Annotated in this window: 17 protein-coding genes; 12 read left to right on the plus strand and 5 right to left on the minus strand. The window is 40.4% G+C overall.

Features of this window, described 5'->3' with window-relative positions:
* Positions 1 to 403 precede the first annotated feature (403 nt).
* Positions 404 to 946: a hypothetical protein gene (locus MSMAS_RS14420; protein WP_011033903.1), complete on the plus strand. Its 543-nt coding sequence runs from the start codon at positions 404 to 406 to the stop codon at positions 944 to 946.
* Positions 939 to 2339: a DHHA1 domain-containing protein gene (locus MSMAS_RS14425; protein ID WP_011033902.1), complete on the plus strand. Its 1401-nt coding sequence runs from the start codon at positions 939 to 941 to the stop codon at positions 2337 to 2339. Before MSMAS_RS14420 ends, MSMAS_RS14425 begins: the two co-directional genes overlap by 8 nt.
* Positions 2340 to 2476: 137 nt before the next feature.
* On the opposite strand, the gene nrpRII is transcribed toward MSMAS_RS14425, so the two are convergent.
* The gene (gene nrpRII / locus MSMAS_RS14430; protein ID WP_011033901.1) at positions 2477 to 3235 is read right to left on the minus strand and encodes a global nitrogen regulator NrpRII; all 759 of its coding nucleotides are present in this window, start codon (positions 3233 to 3235) and stop codon (positions 2477 to 2479) included.
* A gap of 220 nt (positions 3236 to 3455) precedes the next feature.
* Positions 3456 to 4196 carry a glucose-6-phosphate isomerase family protein gene (locus tag MSMAS_RS14435; RefSeq protein WP_011033900.1) on the minus strand — a complete coding sequence of 247 codons (741 nt, stop codon included), beginning with the start codon at positions 4194 to 4196 and terminating at the stop codon, positions 3456 to 3458.
* A gap of 132 nt (positions 4197 to 4328) precedes the next feature.
* On the opposite strand from MSMAS_RS14435, the gene MSMAS_RS14440 reads away from it, so the two are divergent.
* A complete protein-coding gene (locus MSMAS_RS14440) occupies positions 4329 to 5957 on the plus strand; it encodes an IS1634-like element ISMma3 family transposase (RefSeq protein ID WP_011032145.1) in 1629 nt (542 codons plus the stop codon).
* Positions 5958 to 6151: 194 nt separating this feature from the next.
* On the opposite strand, the gene MSMAS_RS14445 is transcribed toward MSMAS_RS14440, so the two are convergent.
* A complete protein-coding gene (locus MSMAS_RS14445) occupies positions 6152 to 6901 on the minus strand; it encodes a ribonuclease H-like domain-containing protein (RefSeq protein WP_011033899.1) in 750 nt (249 codons plus the stop codon).
* A gap of 464 nt (positions 6902 to 7365) precedes the next feature.
* Between MSMAS_RS14445 and mdh the strand changes: the two genes are divergently transcribed.
* The 6 genes from mdh (at position 7366) to MSMAS_RS14475 (ending at position 15041) form a co-directional block, all read left to right on the plus strand.
* On the plus strand, positions 7366 to 8289 hold the full coding sequence (mdh, locus tag MSMAS_RS14450) for a malate dehydrogenase (protein ID WP_011033898.1): 924 nt from the start codon (positions 7366 to 7368) through the stop codon (positions 8287 to 8289).
* 712 nt (positions 8290 to 9001) lie between these two features.
* Positions 9002 to 9259 carry a PRC-barrel domain-containing protein gene (locus MSMAS_RS14455; protein ID WP_011033897.1) on the plus strand — a complete coding sequence of 86 codons (258 nt, stop codon included), beginning with the start codon at positions 9002 to 9004 and terminating at the stop codon, positions 9257 to 9259.
* A 20-nt stretch (positions 9260 to 9279) separates the two neighbouring features.
* Complete coding sequence (locus MSMAS_RS14460; protein ID WP_011033896.1) at positions 9280 to 10011, plus strand: tRNA(His) guanylyltransferase Thg1 family protein; 732 nt, start codon at positions 9280 to 9282, stop codon at positions 10009 to 10011.
* A 38-nt stretch (positions 10012 to 10049) separates the two neighbouring features.
* Positions 10050 to 11003: a tyrosine--tRNA ligase gene (locus tag MSMAS_RS14465; protein WP_011033895.1), complete on the plus strand. Its 954-nt coding sequence runs from the start codon at positions 10050 to 10052 to the stop codon at positions 11001 to 11003.
* Positions 11004 to 11176: 173 nt separating this feature from the next.
* Positions 11177 to 12349 (plus strand): hypothetical protein, encoded by a 1173-nt coding sequence (locus MSMAS_RS14470; RefSeq protein WP_011033894.1) that lies wholly within the window; start codon positions 11177 to 11179, stop codon positions 12347 to 12349.
* A 499-nt stretch (positions 12350 to 12848) separates the two neighbouring features.
* Positions 12849 to 15041, plus strand: coding sequence for a CARDB domain-containing protein (locus MSMAS_RS14475; RefSeq protein WP_230633277.1), 2193 nt, complete (start codon positions 12849 to 12851; stop codon positions 15039 to 15041).
* Positions 15042 to 15158: 117 nt separating this feature from the next.
* Here MSMAS_RS14475 and MSMAS_RS14480 read toward each other — a convergent pair whose 3' ends face one another.
* Complete coding sequence (locus MSMAS_RS14480) at positions 15159 to 15506, minus strand: DUF5518 domain-containing protein (RefSeq protein ID WP_048036328.1); 348 nt, start codon at positions 15504 to 15506, stop codon at positions 15159 to 15161.
* Positions 15507 to 15781: 275 nt separating this feature from the next.
* The gene (locus MSMAS_RS14485; RefSeq protein WP_011033891.1) at positions 15782 to 16093 is read right to left on the minus strand and encodes a SemiSWEET family sugar transporter; all 312 of its coding nucleotides are present in this window, start codon (positions 16091 to 16093) and stop codon (positions 15782 to 15784) included.
* 160 nt (positions 16094 to 16253) lie between these two features.
* Here MSMAS_RS14485 and MSMAS_RS14490 point away from each other — a divergent pair, with 160 nt between their 5' ends.
* From MSMAS_RS14490 to MSMAS_RS14500, 3 genes are all read left to right on the plus strand, one after another.
* On the plus strand, positions 16254 to 16709 hold the full coding sequence (locus MSMAS_RS14490) for an HIT family protein (protein WP_015412223.1): 456 nt from the start codon (positions 16254 to 16256) through the stop codon (positions 16707 to 16709).
* 145 nt (positions 16710 to 16854) lie between these two features.
* Positions 16855 to 17082 (plus strand): sulfurtransferase TusA family protein, encoded by a 228-nt coding sequence (locus MSMAS_RS14495; RefSeq protein ID WP_011033889.1) that lies wholly within the window; start codon positions 16855 to 16857, stop codon positions 17080 to 17082.
* 19 nt (positions 17083 to 17101) lie between these two features.
* A complete protein-coding gene (locus tag MSMAS_RS14500) occupies positions 17102 to 17521 on the plus strand; it encodes a DsrE/DsrF/DrsH-like family protein (RefSeq protein WP_015412222.1) in 420 nt (139 codons plus the stop codon).
* Positions 17522 to 17670 lie beyond the last annotated feature (149 nt).

Below are 17670 nucleotides of genomic sequence, written 5' to 3' on the forward strand. Positions count from 1 at the left end.
TAAAGTAGAATTTTAGATTAGCCGGTCAAAATGTTGATCGGCACTGATTTTTCTATAAAATTTCCTGCCTTAACTTTTTTAGATCTGGATTTTTATCCTGAACTTCATCCCGACTTTTATTCTGAACTTTACCCAGATTTATATCCTGAATTTAACCCCTGTTATCGTCCTGCACTTTATCCTTGTGTTTGTCCGAACTTCGCCCCGATTTTTATCCTGAACTTCATAACTGTTATATCTATTGAGAAATATTTATTAAAAAAGATAGTCCGGAAGCTGGTAAATTTCGATTTTCAGCACATCAAATATTAAAAGAAAAGTTATCCTGTAAAACAACCCGTATAAACTTTTATTATTAAGGTACAGATCTAGCAAATAAGATTAAAGCAGGAGAATGGATTTTGTGACCGAATTCGAACGTGTGCTTGTAAACTCATTTAACGCATACATTGAGGAAAAAGGCATAAGAGCCATCTCTTACAGGCTTAAACAGCACAGGTTTACATCTCAGTTCCTTGACGTACTTGTAGATTCCCTTGACCCTGACCTTTATATGGGTATAGAATGCAAAAGTATCTCAGTAGATAAAGGAGCAACTGCGCTTTACTTTTCCCAGCATTTTACAGTGGACAAAAAAGGCATTCATCAGATAGACAGAATTTCAGACTACCTTAACAGGTCTGGAAGAAGGGGCTTTCTGGCAGTGGAACTCCGCCTCGGAGCGGGACATGGAAGGGAAGCGTATATGGTCCCCTGGGAAGATCTGGAGAAGAGCTACAATTCGGAAAGTCCCAAGCTCACACTTCAGGAAATACGAAACTTTCCGGAAATAAGAAGGGATGGAAAAGATTACATAATAAACCCGAAAGAATGGGGGAGAAAGAGCCGCTGGGAGAAAGATATTAAACCGAAGCCAGCAGAGAATTCCGGAGAAACCGATGACTGAAATCATAGAAATATTCAGAAAAGAAGCAGGCAGATGTGCCGAAAAAATCAAAAAACATAGATCTGTACATGTAGTATCCCATATAGATGCAGACGGACTGACTTCTGCGGGGATTATCTGTACAGCTCTTGAAAGGGGAAATTTTGATTATACAACCCGTTTTGTAAAGCAGCTCGATGAAAAAGCCCTCAATACCATTGCAGATGAGAACCATGAACTTGTGGTTTTTACAGACCTTGGAAGCGGAATGTGCGAGCATATAAAGTCCCGCGGGATCAATGCCGTAATCTCAGACCATCACCAGCCGCAGGGGACCCTTGAATTTCACTTAAACCCTCACCTTTTTGGGGCAAACGGCTCTTACGAACTTAGCGGTTCGGGAAGCACTTACCTTCTTGCTTCAGCCCTGGGAAAAAACAGGGATCTTTCCTCACTTGCCATAGTCGGCGCTATAGGAGATATGCAGCACCTGAAAATGGGGCAGCTTGTAGGGATTAACAGGATAATTCTGGAAGAAGGAGTAAAAGGAGGGGATCTTGAGTTCAAAAAAGACTTGACCCTGTTCGGGAAGCAAACCCGCCCTATTTACAAGCTTTTGCAGTACTCATCCGATCCATATCTTCCCGGACTTACCGGAGATGAAGAAGCCTCCATTAATTTCCTTCATTCCCTGAATATCCGTTTCAGCCAGGACGAACGCTGGAGGCGCTGGATTGACCTGGAGATTACGGAAAAACAGAAAATAATTTCGGGACTTTTCCAGTACTGCCTGAAATCAGGGATACCTTCGTACAAAATTGAACGGCTGATAGGCGAGGTCTATGTCCTTCTTAAAGAACGTGAAGGAACGGAAATGAGAGACGCCTCCGAATTTTCTACACTTCTCAATGCTACTGCGAGATACGACCATGCAGAAATAGGACTTGCAGTCTGTATGGGAGACAGGGAAACTGCTTACGAAGACGCCAGAAAGCTTCTAGCAGAACACAGGCAAAACCTTGTCAACGGGCTTATGTACGTAAAAGAGAATGGAGTCACCCAGCTGGAAAACATCCAGTATTTTGATGCAGGTTCTCAGATTAAGGAAACCATTGTGGGAATAATTGCAGGCATGAGTTCCACAATAGTTGAAAACAGAAACCTTCCGATTATTGCTTTTGCAAAGGCAGAAGGAGGGATTAAGGTATCAGCAAGAGGCACGCAGGACCTTATCCGCAGAGGAGTAAACCTGTCTGAAGCAATGTCAACCGTTTCGGCAGAAGTCGGAGGTGCGGGCGGCGGGCATGATATTGCCGCAGGAGCAACCATTCCTGAGAATGCAAAAGAAGAGTTTGCCAGGAAACTTGACTTTTTCATAGGGGAACAACTTCGAAGAAAAGCAAATATAGGATAAGAAGGGGCAGCCCTCCGGAAACTATCCGGAAAGCCTGGTTTCCGCAGAAAAGAAGTTCAAGGTCAATGAAGCAAAGACTTTCTGAAACAGGAATTTGCGGAACAGGAATTATATTCAGGTTCAAACAGACGCGAGTTTCAGACCAGATCCTCGATCCGGCTCATCTCCTTAAAAGAAATTAACCTCGACATGGCACTTGTATCTATAGGAATCCCATACTCCTGCACAACAGCCATAGGATTGGTCCCACCAATAACGACTATTCCCAGATGGTCCCTCTCAATAGGGACATCAAGCACTCTTGTATTGGGCTCTCCCACTTCCAGAATTCCGCTGAAACCCGCGTCCAGAAGATCAGACAGGTTGCTTTCAATCTCATCCCTTGCAACCATGGGAGCCTCCCTGAGGTTTGCAAGAACCTTGCCGGAACCTGTTCTGAGCATTTCAGATACTGAAGTGATTCCCTGAGACATCAGGATTTCAAGGGGGTCAACGGTTGTACTTACATACGTGAGCACATCAGTGAAGCGTACAGGAATTCCATTTCGGATCTGAACAACCCCTCCAAGCTTGGGGTTTACGGGGATCCCCGCTTTCAGCAGCACGCCGTCAATAGTTATGCTGCATACTGTTCCGATTCCTACCTTTCCCTTCTCAATGGTCATGTCTCCTATGGACTCCCCTTCCGAAATAACTTTCACATAGGGAGTAACGGAAAGCCCGCTTGAGATTACCATCTTAAAGATGCCGAGAACATCGTCCAGGTCTTTTTTATCAATAAGGGAAAGATTAAGAATAATATCTCCATCCATTTTCTTAGGATCAAATGTGGTCCTGTACATGAGATCTCTGATTCTGGATGATGTAAACTGAATACGGTATCCATTTTTTTGCATTTCAACCCTCCAGTAATTGAAGGTATTTATACCTATTATAAGTTATGTATTATCGGGTATTATCGAAAGGAAAGCACCCTTTCGATCTGTATTGGACTTCTGTTTGTAAACCTCTGCTTTCAAGAATTATAAAAAGGTAAAACTGAAGCTTCTAAAAGTAGCTTTTGGGATGAATACCGGATACAAAGTCCTTACCCATTATAAAATTCAGGAGCCTATTTCAGAGCACTCCTGCCAGAAATCCCATAAACTCCTGAGGAGCTGTCAGGAACCTTAGCCTGTCAGCATCGTGTATAAGTTCATACATGCTTTCTCCGGGATCAAGCCCGAATTCTTCAGAGCTTAGAGGTGCAGTATAACGTATGGGCGGGATATTTCTATAAAGGGGGTTTTTGGCAAAACCGTCTTTAAGTAGGAAATAGGCGGCTCCGGAAAGCCTCTTTATAGGCTCATAGAACGAAGAGAAGTCCCCGCAAACCCAGTTTGCCATCTCAAGAGTATTTTCAGAGGAATTTATTGTTACGTGCCCGTATCCTGGTGGAACAAGAACCAGATCCCCTTTTTCAGCCTTGATAACCGCAACGTCCAGAACAATTTCTTCTTCTCCGGGCTCCACCTTTTGCAGCAGGTAGGTAGCTGAGCCTTCAAGCACCTGGTAAATCTCAGGATAGGAGACGTCTGTTCCCGGAACTTGAGGATGGTAGTGGCCAACGGTTTTAATATACTCCGACCCGAGCATTCCGGGAGGGATTCTTGTAATGTCATACCTGAGGTGGCGGGATTTGATAATCTCAAGATCAGAATCACTTCTGGCAAGATCCCTGAACATATAATACATATCTCTGTTCATTTCATCGGTCTTTTCAAACCATTCTCTATCAAATACCACATCTTCCATATCATGGAGTTTTCTTACATCTGCCACAGTGACTTTATCCCCGAACTTCAGTGTTACTGCCATTGAATTCCCCTTTGTTTTAAAGTATATAATAACCTTCAATACTATAGAGAGCCTGTTCAACTACATCCTACTCTCGGCAGGTAAACATATAGATTAATATTATTAATTTTATATCTCTTTCCTGGTCTTCCCATGTCAGAGAAAAACAGTAGTAGAAGAGTTGAATCTTCCTTAAAACGTACAAGGTTCTTAGGTCACCTTGGTCTCATGGCTGGAGTTTTCAGAGAACTTGAAGTTGACAAACTGATCGATGAGAAACTTCCCAAGGAAAGGGATCACAATGTTCCTCACTCAGTTTGCATCCTTGCCATGGTACTCAATGGTCTTGGTTTCATAGGGCAACGTCTGTACCTTTTTCCTGATTTTTTCAAAAACATTTCTACTGAAAGGCTTTTCGGAGACAATGTAACAAGAGAAGACCTGAATCAATATGCTATCGGAGAGACTCTTGATAGAATCGTAAAATATGGCCCTACAAAACTGTTTACGGAAATTGCTCTTCACATTATGGCTCGTCTACCTATTCCTGTTCACTGTTTACACGCTGACACTACAAGTGTCAGCGTTTATGGGGATTATGAAGACGAAGAAACTGAGTCTATTGATATTACTTTTGGAATTCCCAAAAACGGAAGATGGGACCTCAAACAATTTGTACTGAGCTTGATTGTTAATCAGCATGGCATACCTCTTTTCATGAACACCCATTCAGGAAATGCTTCCGACAAAAACACAATTCTGGAAGCTATCAACTCTCTTAAATCAGTTCTAAGGCCTGAAAGCAAAGTGTACTATGTCGCTGATAGTTCCTTTTACACAGACAATAATATCAAGAACATAGGAACGTCATTCTGGATCAGTCGCGTTCCTGCAACAATTACCGAGGCAAAGGAACTGTTAGCTGCAAATCTGAACCTGAAAACGCTAAAAAGCGACGAAAGATACTCATTTTATCAAACCTTTGTGGAATATGGTGGAGTTAAACAAAAGTGGGTTTTGCTGCTTTCTCACAAGATGAAAGAGAAAAAAGAGCAAACTCTCAGAACAAAGCTTGACAAAGAGTTTGAAAAAGCAGAGAAGTCTTTTAAAAAGCTGAAAGGAGAGGACTTCTTCTGTGAAGATGATGCATTAAAAGCCGCAGAGAAATGGATTCAAGATTTCCCCTCAATTGTGTTTGAAAATGTTGATTTGAAAGCCATTAAAAAACGTGAATCGGGTAAAAGAGGCAGACCTTCAAAAGATGAGAAATTAAAGACTTATTACAGGATTGATGGCAGTTTAAAGACTAATGAAGCTTTTGTTTTGAAAGAAATGGAGAAAATGGGACTTTTCATTCTTGCAAGTAATGATATCAGTATTTCTCCTGAAGATATGCTGAAGTATTACAAAGGACAGGACAATGTAGAAAAAGGATTCAGGTTCTTGAAAAGTGATACGTTTAGCATATCGAAAGTTTACCTCAAGAAAAAATCCCGAATTGAAGCACTGACTATGATAATGGTTCTCTGCTTAATGATTTATTCAATTGCAGAATGGAAATTAAGAACAAAGTTAGAAGAAGAAAATGAAACGGTTCCAGATCAAAAAGGGAAGCCAACAAAAAGACCTACAATGAGATGGATATTTTTCAATTTCCAGGGAATTACAGAACTTAGGATTCAGAAACAAGGAGAAATAGAGTCCGAAATATTGAATATGGAGGATATTCACTGGAAGATACTGAGGCTCATGGGAGAAAAATATGAAAATATCTATCTCTAATTACGTCAACCTGCCGAATGTAGGCTACATATACAATCCTGTTACGAAAACTAACAGGAATCAGTAAGGTAAAAATCCAGAACAGTAATATAAGCGCAGTTGTCAATCATAAATTCAGTTATTAACCGACAATATATTCCTGTTACTGACATTTCTACTTTTTGGCGAAACCCTCGAAAGAAAAAATATACTTTTCATATCTTCAGAGCATTTTCAACCATTTTAGGGTAAGTAAGTTCAATAATAGTTTTCAGGTTTACTATGTCCTCTCTGTTATATTTAACAAGCAGGTTGAGGGCTTCAAGATCTCCTTTTTCGTACTTTTTCCAGAGCCTAACGGCATCAAATCCGTCCATTCCATCCGTATCCTCGCTTCTGCAGATCCCGAGAAGCTTTTCAATTTTTTTTAAGCCCCCTCCATACCCTATACGCCTGAGAGGATACATCAGGTCTATATGGAGCTGTTTGAACTCTATTTCGGGAAATTCGGATTTTATGAAAGGGATATCAAAACGGGCTCCGTTAAAAGACACAAGAAGCCTGTATCTGGAGAATTCCTCTACAAGATCCTCAAGGTTCGTTCCTCTTACATACGTTTTGACTTCATTTCCATTATAGATTCCAACAACGGTTATTTTATCCCTGCAGGGCGAAAGACCTGTGGTTTCGATATCAAAAAAAGCAACAGAGTCAGAAAATAGAGAGTACGCCCTCCAGTGCTCTGCAGAAGGGAGGCGCTGTGAGAAAAAGAAGCAGTCCTTTGCAGCGAGATGGCTGGAAGATACCTTTATTCCTTCACAGATTCTGGCTTTCTTGACAGAAGGAATTAAAACCCTGTCTTCCATTTCAAGGAATTCGTCCCATGTATGTATGCCTGAAGCCCAGATTTTCTGCTCAAGCGCTTTTCCTACACCAGGAATGTGAATATATGTGTTCTTCAGCATTTTTCCCCTGAACCATTGGTAGTGATATTTAATAAAAATACTGCATGAGGGCTGAAAGTGTTACAGGACACAAATAACAGCTTTTAGCGACAGAAAATCCCGGGTTAAAAGTCTGAAACAGAGAAATCACAGCCAGAAATCTGCTAATCCTGACCGGTTTATCATGTGTATTCAGTTATCAGGTTTGCTCTGTAAAACCGGCAAGTACCACACCAACAAGGTTAATATACTTAGTTAGTAATAATAGAAAGTACACTTTAATTCTGCGGGGGACAGAATATAGAGTGAGAGCCTATGAAGTTCAACCTGAGAATAGGGGTAAAAGGGACGTTAAGGACTTCTAGAAAGCCAAAAAAATAAATATCAAGATATAGTTACCTCCAGACTGATTGAGTAAAACCTATTTTTAGAGGCAGGAATCTGAAAATATCCTGCAAATAAATATTGATACAGGTGTACAGGTAATGGTTAAAATTTCCGTAATTGGTGCAGGAAATGTAGGTTCGACAACAGTCCAGCGGCTGGCAGAACTGGAGCCTGGCGAAATTGTCATGACAGATATTGTGGAAGGGATGCCGCAGGGAAAAGCTCTTGACCTTATGCAGGCCGGGGCAATTAACGGTTATGACACTAGGATAACAGGTACTAACGATTATGCAGATATCGCAAATTCCGACCTGGTAATTATTACGGCAGGAATCGCCAGAAAGCCCGGAATGAGCAGGGAAGACCTGATTAAAACGAATTCAAAAATAATAGGGGATGTAGCAGGAAACATTGCGAAATACGCTCCGAACTCTATTGTTATAAACGTCACAAATCCGCTTGATATCATAACATATGTAGCTATGAAGGCAACGGGCTTTGATCCAGAAAAAGTCTTCGGGATGAGTGGAGTTCTTGATGCAGGACGTTTTGCAAGCTTTATAGCAGAGGAACTTAAGTGTTCAAAAAGGGACGTTGAGGCAATGGTCATAGGAGGGCATGGAGACCTTATGGTTCCGCTCCCGCAGTACACCACAGTATCGGGAATCCCGCTTCCGGAACTGCTTCCGGAAAAAACAATTGACAGGCTTGTGGAAAGGACAGTAAATGGAGGAGCAGAAATAGTAGAGCTTCTCAAACAGGGAAGTGCTTTTTATGCTCCCTCAGCAGCTATCGTACGCATGGCAGAAGCTGTAATTAAGGACTCCAGGCGCGTACTTCCGGCGTCTGCATATCTTGAAGGACAGTACGGGCAGAAAGGAATTTACTTTGGAGTGCCAGTAAAACTGGGAGCAAATGGCATAGAAGAAATTCTTGAACTCAAACTTGAAGACAGCCAGTGCGAGATACTCAAAAAATCCTCAGAGACTATCCGGAAAGGGATTTCAAAGCTGGAAATCTAAAGAGCAAAAATTAAACAGATAAAAATTTGGAGATAAATATTAAAAAGACAGGTTTCTGTTAAGAGAATAGAATATTTTTCCGGATGGAAAGAATAAATCTCAGAAACCTGATCAATTCCCTGTTTTGTTATGATGTAACCCGCTTACGAAAAAGTAAAATTAAAGCATTTCTTTAATCAAAGTTATTTTAATAAAATTAATTTTAATAAAATATCTTTCAATCGGAGATATTTAATCAAGTATCTTTTGATCAAGTGTCTTTTAATTAAATATCTCTTAATCAAATATCTTTTAATCAAATATCTTTTAGTCAGATATCTTTTAATCAAAATACAAAAAAAGGCAGGTTAATAAACTGAATTCCTGTTACTGAGTAAATATCCAGTACCCAGGAGAACTTTAGAAAAGAATTTAATTAATAAAAACGTTTTCATACTGGATAAAAACATCTTATCCCTATTATTTAAATACAGAGTGTTTATCACATGAAGTTGATTGAAAGGCCTTTCCCGGAAAAAGAAATAAACGATTAACTGGTTGTAAACATCAAGGTTAAATAAAATAAAAATCTGGAAAACATATTTTTAATAGATGGGAGAGCCTTGTAAAACTGTAAGATATATAAGTATGTTTTTCATATAAGGTAGAGAAAGAAATTTAAATAAATTTAGAATGCATAGATAACTTAAATTAATAATAGAGCAGGGATATAATGCGCGCAGAACTCACATCACTCTTTGGCCTAAACATATACACAAATAATGGTGTTTATGTAGGGAAGTTGCAGGACCTCGTAATTGATGTAGAGGAACAGAAAGTAACAGGGCTTGCTGTTTCTGACATCAACAGGGAGCTTTTTGATATTAGCAGCAGAGGTATCATTATTCCCTACCGGTGGGTTATAACCGCAGCGGATATTATTATAGTTAGAGACGTTATCCAGAGATACAAAAAGAGAAAAGAAGACTGAATTGTCTTTAGAAAAGGTATATGAAAAACCGGGAAATCTATGCTGAAATGCGCTGTATCCCGCCAGTGGTCTTGCGCGCTGACGGCAGGAATTTCAAAAATACACTTTCAGGCCTGGGCTTTGAAAAACCATATGATACAACCTTCGCCAGAGCAATGGCGGACACTGCTGAACTTTTCATTAAAAAAAGCGGTTTAAGCCCTTATTTTGCCTATACTTTTTCAGATGAAATCAGTTTTCTGTTTACAGACCTTCCTTTTGACGGCAGGGTTGAGAAAATAGACTCTGTTGTGGCAAGTTTTCTTGGCAGCGCTCTAACAATAAAACTGCGGCTTGAAGCACCCATAGCTTTTGATTCCAGGCTGGTAGCTCTTCAAAAAGAGGAAGTTTCTGAATACTTTCACTGGAGGCAACTGGAAGCCTGGAGAAACTTTGTAGCGTCCTGGGGATATTATTCCCTCAGAAACGAAGGCATGGGAAAGGATGAAGCCGGAAAATTCCTGAAAGGAAAAAAAGAATGGGAAATCCATGAGATGCTTTTTGAGAGAGGAATAAATCTTGCAGCACTTCCTGCATGGCAGAGGAGAGGGATTATAATCTCTAAAGAAGAATGTGAAATTTCAGGCTTTAATCCTGTTTATGGTAAAGAAGTAAAATCTATGCGAAGAAGAATAACCCAGAATTGGGAAATTCCAAAATTCAAATCCGAAGAAGGAATTACCTTTTTAGAGAAACTTATTAATAGAAACTAAGTTTTTCAGAGTAAGAAAAGAAAAGGAATGTAGATGCAATGGACAGACTTGAGCTTATAAAAAGGAATGTTCAGGAAATTGTAACAGAAGAAGAACTTGAAGGACTGCTGAATAAAAAAGAAACTCCGCGCGCTTATGTAGGATACGAGCCAAGCGGAAAAATCCACATGGGGCATGTCCTTACCGTAAACAAGTTAATAGATTTGCAAAAAGCAGGGTTCAAGATCACTGTCCTGCTTGCAGATGTACACGCTTATCTGAACAGAAAAGGCACTCTGGAAGAGGTCAGGAAGATTGCAGACTACAACAGGCGCTGCTTTATTGCTCTCGGGCTTGATGAAGAACAGACTGATTTCGTTTACGGGTCGGATTTCCAGCTGGGAGCAGAATACATGTTAAATGTGCTCAAACTCTCAAGGGCAGTCACCCTTAACAGGGCAAAGAGGAGCATGGACGAAGTGGGGCGTGCAATGGACGACCCTACGGTTTCCCAGATGGTTTACCCTCTCATGCAGGCTATTGATATTGCCCTCCTTGAAGTGGATGTGGCAGTGGGCGGGATTGACCAGAGGAAAATCCACATGCTTGCCCGTGAAAACCTTAAAAGCCTCGGATTTGAGACTCCGATCTGTATTCACACACCTATCCTTCTCGGGCTTGACGGGACCAAAATGGCTTCCTCAAAGGACAATTTTATTTCGGTAGACGATACTGAAGAAGAGATTTACAGGAAGTTTAAGAAAGCTTTCTGCAAGATGGGAGATGTGGAAGAGAATCCTATTCTTGCCCTTTTCCGTTACCATATCTTCCCGAGATATGAGACCATAGTTATTGAAAGGCCGGAGAAATTCGGTGGCAACCTTGTATACAACAGTTATTCAGAGATGGAAAGTGGCTTTGCAGAAGAAAAAGTCCACCCAATGGATCTTAAAAATTCGGCTGCAAAATACATAAACGAAATTCTGGACCCTGTCCGAAAAGTTCTTCTTTAAATTCAGGAAGGGAAAAGTCCCTTCCAAAAACTTTAGGAAATTCGGGGGAAAAGAATTTTTCTGGGGAAAGGGGTGCATTACTTAAGAATGCCTGAAGATCATGGATAAAATGTTATATAGCTATAAGGCATAGAATATTTGGAGAGTTAGTTCAGAATTCCAGGGTGCTTTTTATGAAATATATTTACCAGGACTCTACGGAACTGCCTGTCCAGAGGGATTTTATTGAGGATCTGAAGGTATTCATAGATATAACTGCTAGAGTAATTCCTCTGGAGAATTCTATCATAGAACTAAAATGCAAACACAAAGAAGAACTCCATAAATTAGAAAGTAGAATTATGGGAATGAATCTTTTTGAGGAAAAACTCGGCATACTGGTCAATAAACTTGCAAATGACATAGGTACTGAAGATTTAACGTCCTGTATTGATGCAGTCCTGGCTACCTGTAGCGAAAATCTCGGGAGAAAGCGTGAGATTCTCGACATTGAAGCCAGAAAAATTGAAAATGGAGCCTCTCAGGAATATCAAAAGACTGAGAGTAAAGTCCTTGAGGTGCTCACGCCATTTCTAATCTCGGGGATATATGGAGCAGAAAAGAGGTTCGAGCTTTCCAGCAGTACAAACGAAGTGTCAGGTATAATGGAAGGTTCGATTTCAGGCCTTCAGTACTACTATAAACTCTGGTTTACGGAAGAGCCCCTGACAGTAAACAGGCTTATCGGCAACTTTAACCTGCCTGGCTGGACAAAAACGGGAATTCTGCGAAAAGAAGAAAAAATAAAGATGCAGGACCTTTCCGAGTTTTTAGTAACTTCCCTTGAGTACGATAGCGAAAAAAATATTCGCCTTGTTTTTGAAAACAAAAAATCAAACCGGAAGTTCAGAATAGAAGGTGGAGGGCTCAATTACTTCGTTTATGACGATAACAGGGAAATTACTGCAGATAAAGAGCTTGGAGATCATATCGATATGATGTCTCTTGCACAGATTCCCGAAAAGGTCCAGGATTATCTGAGGGCGAATATCCGAAATTACGCTCTTTCAAAAATTCTGCTTGATGAAGAGGATGCAATATCCACAAACCAGGTTTTCGATTGCCTCAAAGTGGTTGCAGAACAATACGGAGTGATCGTTCATGAGTGTCTTGCAAAAGGGCATAATAAGGAAGAGATCACCATCAAAACAGAAGAAGCCGATGGAACAAGAACTGAGAAATACATCTCAAAATCGGAGATATATACACAGCTTTCCGAGATAGGCAGTGAAGGTATTGAGATTGCAGAAATACTCGGTGTGAACAGTAGATCTCAGATAAAGGAAAGCAAATACCTGATTGTCTAATTTTTTTAATTTTATACTACAATATTTTTTAAATTATACTTTTTATATTTATGTGATGTATTTCTTTACCATATTTCTTTACAAATCATTTTTTAATCTCTTTTTCTTTTTTTGCCTGTAAAATACGTCAAGGTAGAACAGGTATCATTGCGAGGTACAGGAGGCTTAATGAAAAGTCTCCACTTGTCAGAAGAAAACATTTGTAATAATATATTCTCGATAATCAAAATGCGCGGAAAAAGAATTGAGAGTGTAGAGCCTTAAATAGAAGGCGGGAGAAGTAATGTATCGTACAAAGTAATCTTGTAGCAGGCTACAGATCTTCTGGAAATGGAACCTGGAAAATTTACTCGAGATAAAAATCAGGAACTTAATTTCAATGAACTATATGGCTACTGTTAATAAGCTGCTGGTATACCGGACATTCCGATTAATAGACGTGTGGGGGCGGAGGCTGATGAAAATGAAAATAAATTTTTTTCATTCTTTGGTCTATGTATTGATAATAACGATTATAATTCCTGGAATTGTGTCCGTTGCAATTGCTGCAGATGAGGATATACCTTTTGAGGATGACGGAAATTCAACGGTCTTACTGCCTGACCTGGTAATTGAGGATATTTACCTGAGCACAAACTCTCCTGGTGCCGGGGAACAGATAACTGTTACAGCTACCGTCACAAATCAGGGGAATACAGCATCGGGATCAACAAACCTGATATATTATAGCAACGGAAATGGGATCGGAGAAAGCCCAGTTCCTGAAATGGAAGCCGGAAAAAGTGAAGAAATATCGTTCTCATGGACCCCTGAAACCGAAAGTACAGCTGAGATAAGTGCGAAAGTAGACGAAGAAAATCTGGTGGAAGAAGGAAATGAGGATAATAACGTCAAAACTGCAGGCTTCATCACTTTCAAAAAGGAAAACCTCCCGGACCTGATAATAAATTCGATTAACCACCCTCAATATCCCTCTCCAGGAAAGCCCAAGACCATAGGAATAAGTGTGATAAACAATGGAGCTGCCAGTTCGGGAGAGACAAAACTTATGCTCTACATTGACGGAAGACCTGCTAGAGAATGGGACATACCCGGACTGTCAGGAGGGGAGAGTGATTATAAATCTTACACCTGGATTCCGATATTAGAAGGATCTGCAGAAATAAAAGCCGTGGTTGACGAAAATAACCAGGTAACCGAGAGCGATGAAGAAAATAATGAAAAAACAGCCACCATAACAGTAGCAATAGATTTTCTTCCGGACCTGATAATTGAAGATATTGTTCCTGAGACTGAGGGAGAACTGGGAAAGCCGCTTAACCTTATTCTTAAAGTAAAAAACCAGGGAACTTTTGCCTCTGAAGAAGCTGTAGCAGAATACTACATTAACGGAACTGCCCCAGATCAGGAGGGTATAAATATTCCAGCCTTACCGGCAGGGACAGGGGCAGATGTCTCCTTCTCTCTGATTCCGGACAGAGAAGGGCAGATGGAAGTAAAAGCGTTTATCGATTCCGGGAAATCTGTTTACGAAAGTAATGAAGACAATAACCAGTTTTCAAAAATCGTGAACGTAAAAACAAAACTCCCTGACCTGATAATTGAATCAGTCTCATTGACTCCGGAAGCTCCCAGAATAGGAGATAGCGTTACTTTCACGGTATCGGTAAAGAACAGAGGGCTCAGCGATTCTGGAAGCAGCGAACTTAGATATCAGATAAACGGAGCCAATAAAACCTACAGCAGCACGTTATCAGTACCTCCGGTTGTCACAGGAGAAACCGTAAAAAGCACCTTTTCCTGGGTACCTGAAGAAGATGGGAATTTGAATATGGAACTTGTAGCTGACTCCGGAAGTGCTATACGTGAAAATGACGAGACAAACAATAAATTAACCAGGAATATCGCTGTCTCCAAACAGGCTACCTACACAAATGGAAGGAGCTCAGGTTCCAGTTCAGGAAGTGGCAGCAGTAGCAAAAGCAACAGCATGGGTAGCGGTGTTTCTAAAGAGCCTGCAAGAAATGTAGAAGTTAAAGAGCTGGATACAAGAAACATCATGAGCGGCTACCATGTAAAATATGATTTTGCGAAAAATGCAACCTGTGTCACATATGTTGAATTTGAACCCAGGAAGACGTTTAAGAAAACAACAGCAACTGTAGAAGTCCTCAAAGAGAAATCCATTTTTGTCCAGAAGCAGCCGCCTGGAAGAATATATAAGCAGCTTAACATCTGGTTGGGAAATAAAGGGGCAGGTCGTGAGGACTCTCTCAAAAATGCCTATACAGGGTTCAAAGTGGAAAAGGACTGGATAAAAAATAACAGTGTTGAAGAATCCAATATAGCCCTCCTATGGTACGACAGTAAATGGAAGCCTCTGAAAACTGAAAAAACAGGTGAAGATGATGACTACGTTTATTTCAGGGCAGAAACCATTGCTTACTCCTGCTTTGCAATAGGCGAATATAAAGGAGAAGAGGGAACTGTGAAGGAGACCACCGACGACGAAGGAATACAGGAAACCCTGAGAAGCTGGGAAGGCGGCGGGAAGGCGATCCTGAACAGCAGTGCAGAAAGAGAAGACGATATTCAGAAGAAGCCGATGGGTGTAGCAAAGATACTTCTTGCGATCTCTCTGCCTCTGTTTATGATTCTTGTGGAATATTTCGTTCTGAAGAAAAAGATCTAAAAAGGCTTAAAAGAACGAAAAAAGATTTTTTTCTTCACCTTTATTTTTCATTTTTACACCGAAGCCTGAGTATTTAAATGAAGGTGTTTAAATTCTGACGGCAAACTATTTCGAAACTTATCTTCCAGCTACAAGAGCTCCTGCTACAGAACCAATAATGCCTGTTATTGCAGTATGAATTATGACAACCAGTGCAACTATTAAAGTAGAGGCTGCTATAAATCCCCCCAGAACTGGAGAATTGCGCAGTACAGTCCCAAGAACCCCGCCAAGCAGGAAGACAGGGATTATCATGAAAACAGTCATCAATACTCCTGACTTAAGCCCTCCTTCAAACCCGCCGTCTGCATAATAACCAGCCAGAAAGCCTCCGAGAAGAGGAGCTACGGAATTTACCACCGGAATAAAATAAAAAACAAAAGTAAGAACCATACCTATTAATGCACCGCTGATAGTTCTGCCCATTACTGTACCCCCATGTTAAAACAGATTGAATAACTGGAAATTAAATAAACTTTAATTATATAAACTGTAATTATACTGGAAATTGAACAAACTTTAATTATATAAACTGTAATTATACTGGAAATTAAACAAACTTTAATTATATAAACTGTAATTATACTGGAAATTAAATAAACTTTAATTATATAAACTGTAATTATACTGGAAATTAAATAAACTTTAATTATATAAACTGTAATTATAATTGATTAGATATATAGTTGAGCCATCATAAGTTACTTCCTGAGAGAAGCATTTTTATTTTCAAATCCTCTTTCTTTTCGGTTAAAACTCAAAAACAAATCCACATAGTCATTTTTAATCTTGAGTCCGAGAAGAGAGGCAGCCAGTATAACGGAAATAGTGTTTGCAGCAATTATTGCGGTATCATTTACCTGAATCCCATGAATTAGCCAGAGAGCCATACCCGATGTTGAACAGAACAGCATCAGGAGTGATACATCTTTTGTTGACCCGGTTTTCAGGGCTTTAATGAGCTGAGGGGCAAAAGCTACCGTTGTCAGGGCACCTGCGATATAGCCGATCATATAAATTCACTCTCAGAGTTTTTAATTCGGTGACAAAAAGAAGGTTTAGATTTAACTTTATAATACATTATGTAAAGTGAGCACCGGATAGTAGTTAAAGTTTATCGGAGAAACAGAAACCTGATATAAGTGAGTATCATAAACCTTTATGGGGTACTCTATGACAGAAAATTGCCTCTTTTGCAAGATAATATCAGGTGAGATTCCTTCAAAGAAGGTATATGAAGATGATGCTGTATGTGCATTTCTTGACATCTACCCGGCAAGTGAAGGACACACTCTTATAGCTCCCAAAAAGCATTTTAATAGTTTTACAGATATGGGCGCAGAAGATACAGCCAGACTTTTTGAAGCTGCAAGAAAAATTACAGCTGCGGTTGAAAAAGCATTTTCAGCGGAAGGGTCGAATATTGGTATAAACAACGGGGAAGTAGCAGGGCAGGAAGTCCCCCATGTGCATGTACATGTCATTCCCAGAAAAAAGGGAGATGGAGGAAGAGGAATAAAGTCAATAGTATGGACCGAACCTGACAGGACCAATCTGAACGAAGTTGCGGAAAAGATCAGGAAAAAACTGAGGGAAAACGAAAGTCTTCAGGTAGATGCACCTGTATAAAAAAGAGCAAAGATTCGGATTGAAAAACAGATCCGAATAATAATTTCCATACGAAACGATAATATATTTTTTGAAATATAGTGATCTGGGGGAAGACATTCATTTTTTAGGAGCCTTCCATTTCTCTTACTCCGGGGGGATAACAGTGGCAGAACTGGAAGTAGATGTTAGAGGGCAGACCTGCCCGGTACCTCTTGTAGAGTGCAGAAAAGCGTTTAAAAAAGCCTCTCCAGGAGACCTTGTAATTGTAAAGGGTACGCATCCGGCATCAAAAAAAGAAATTCCCATGGCATGTGAGGCTCTGGGGCTCACCGTGCTGGAGATTGAAGACAAAAAAGAAGGAAAAGAATGGGAAATAAAAATCCGGAGGTAAGGCCGGGAAAGGAGTGGAGATGGGGGAAAAGGCGGTAATCGTCCTTCACAGCGGGGATATGGATAAGGTATACAGCGCACTTATAATTGCAAACGGAGCCCTTGCGATGGGTATGGAAGCTTCGATATACTTTACCTTCTGGGGGCTCATGAGGCTTAAAAAAGGGGAACTTGAAAAAGGTCCGCTTTCCAGAATGAACATGATGGGTGCTGGAAAGCAGATGATCAAACAGAGAATGGATAAAGCCCATGTTGCATCGCTGGAAAAGCTGATGAATGACTTCAAGGAGCTTGGGGGAAAAATCATAGCCTGCGAAATGACTATGGAGATCATGGGCATAGAAAAGGAAGAAATTCAAACGGAATGGGTGGATGAATGGGGAGCTGTTGGTTCGTACATCCATGAAGCAAGGGATGCAACCATAACTCTCTTTATCTGACTTTGAGAGTTGAAAATAAGTTTCAGCAACAGTAAGATTATTCAGGCTTTCATTTTTACCCCGGGCCTTCATCGCAATTTATCGGGCCAGATCCACTTATCCGGCTGCAAATAGATCTTCCAGGCAGGAATTAAGCTGGAAGTGCTCAA

Origin of the sequence: Methanosarcina mazei S-6 (assembly GCF_000970205.1) — an archaeon.
Taxonomy (GTDB): Archaea; Halobacteriota; Methanosarcinia; order Methanosarcinales; family Methanosarcinaceae; genus Methanosarcina; species Methanosarcina mazei.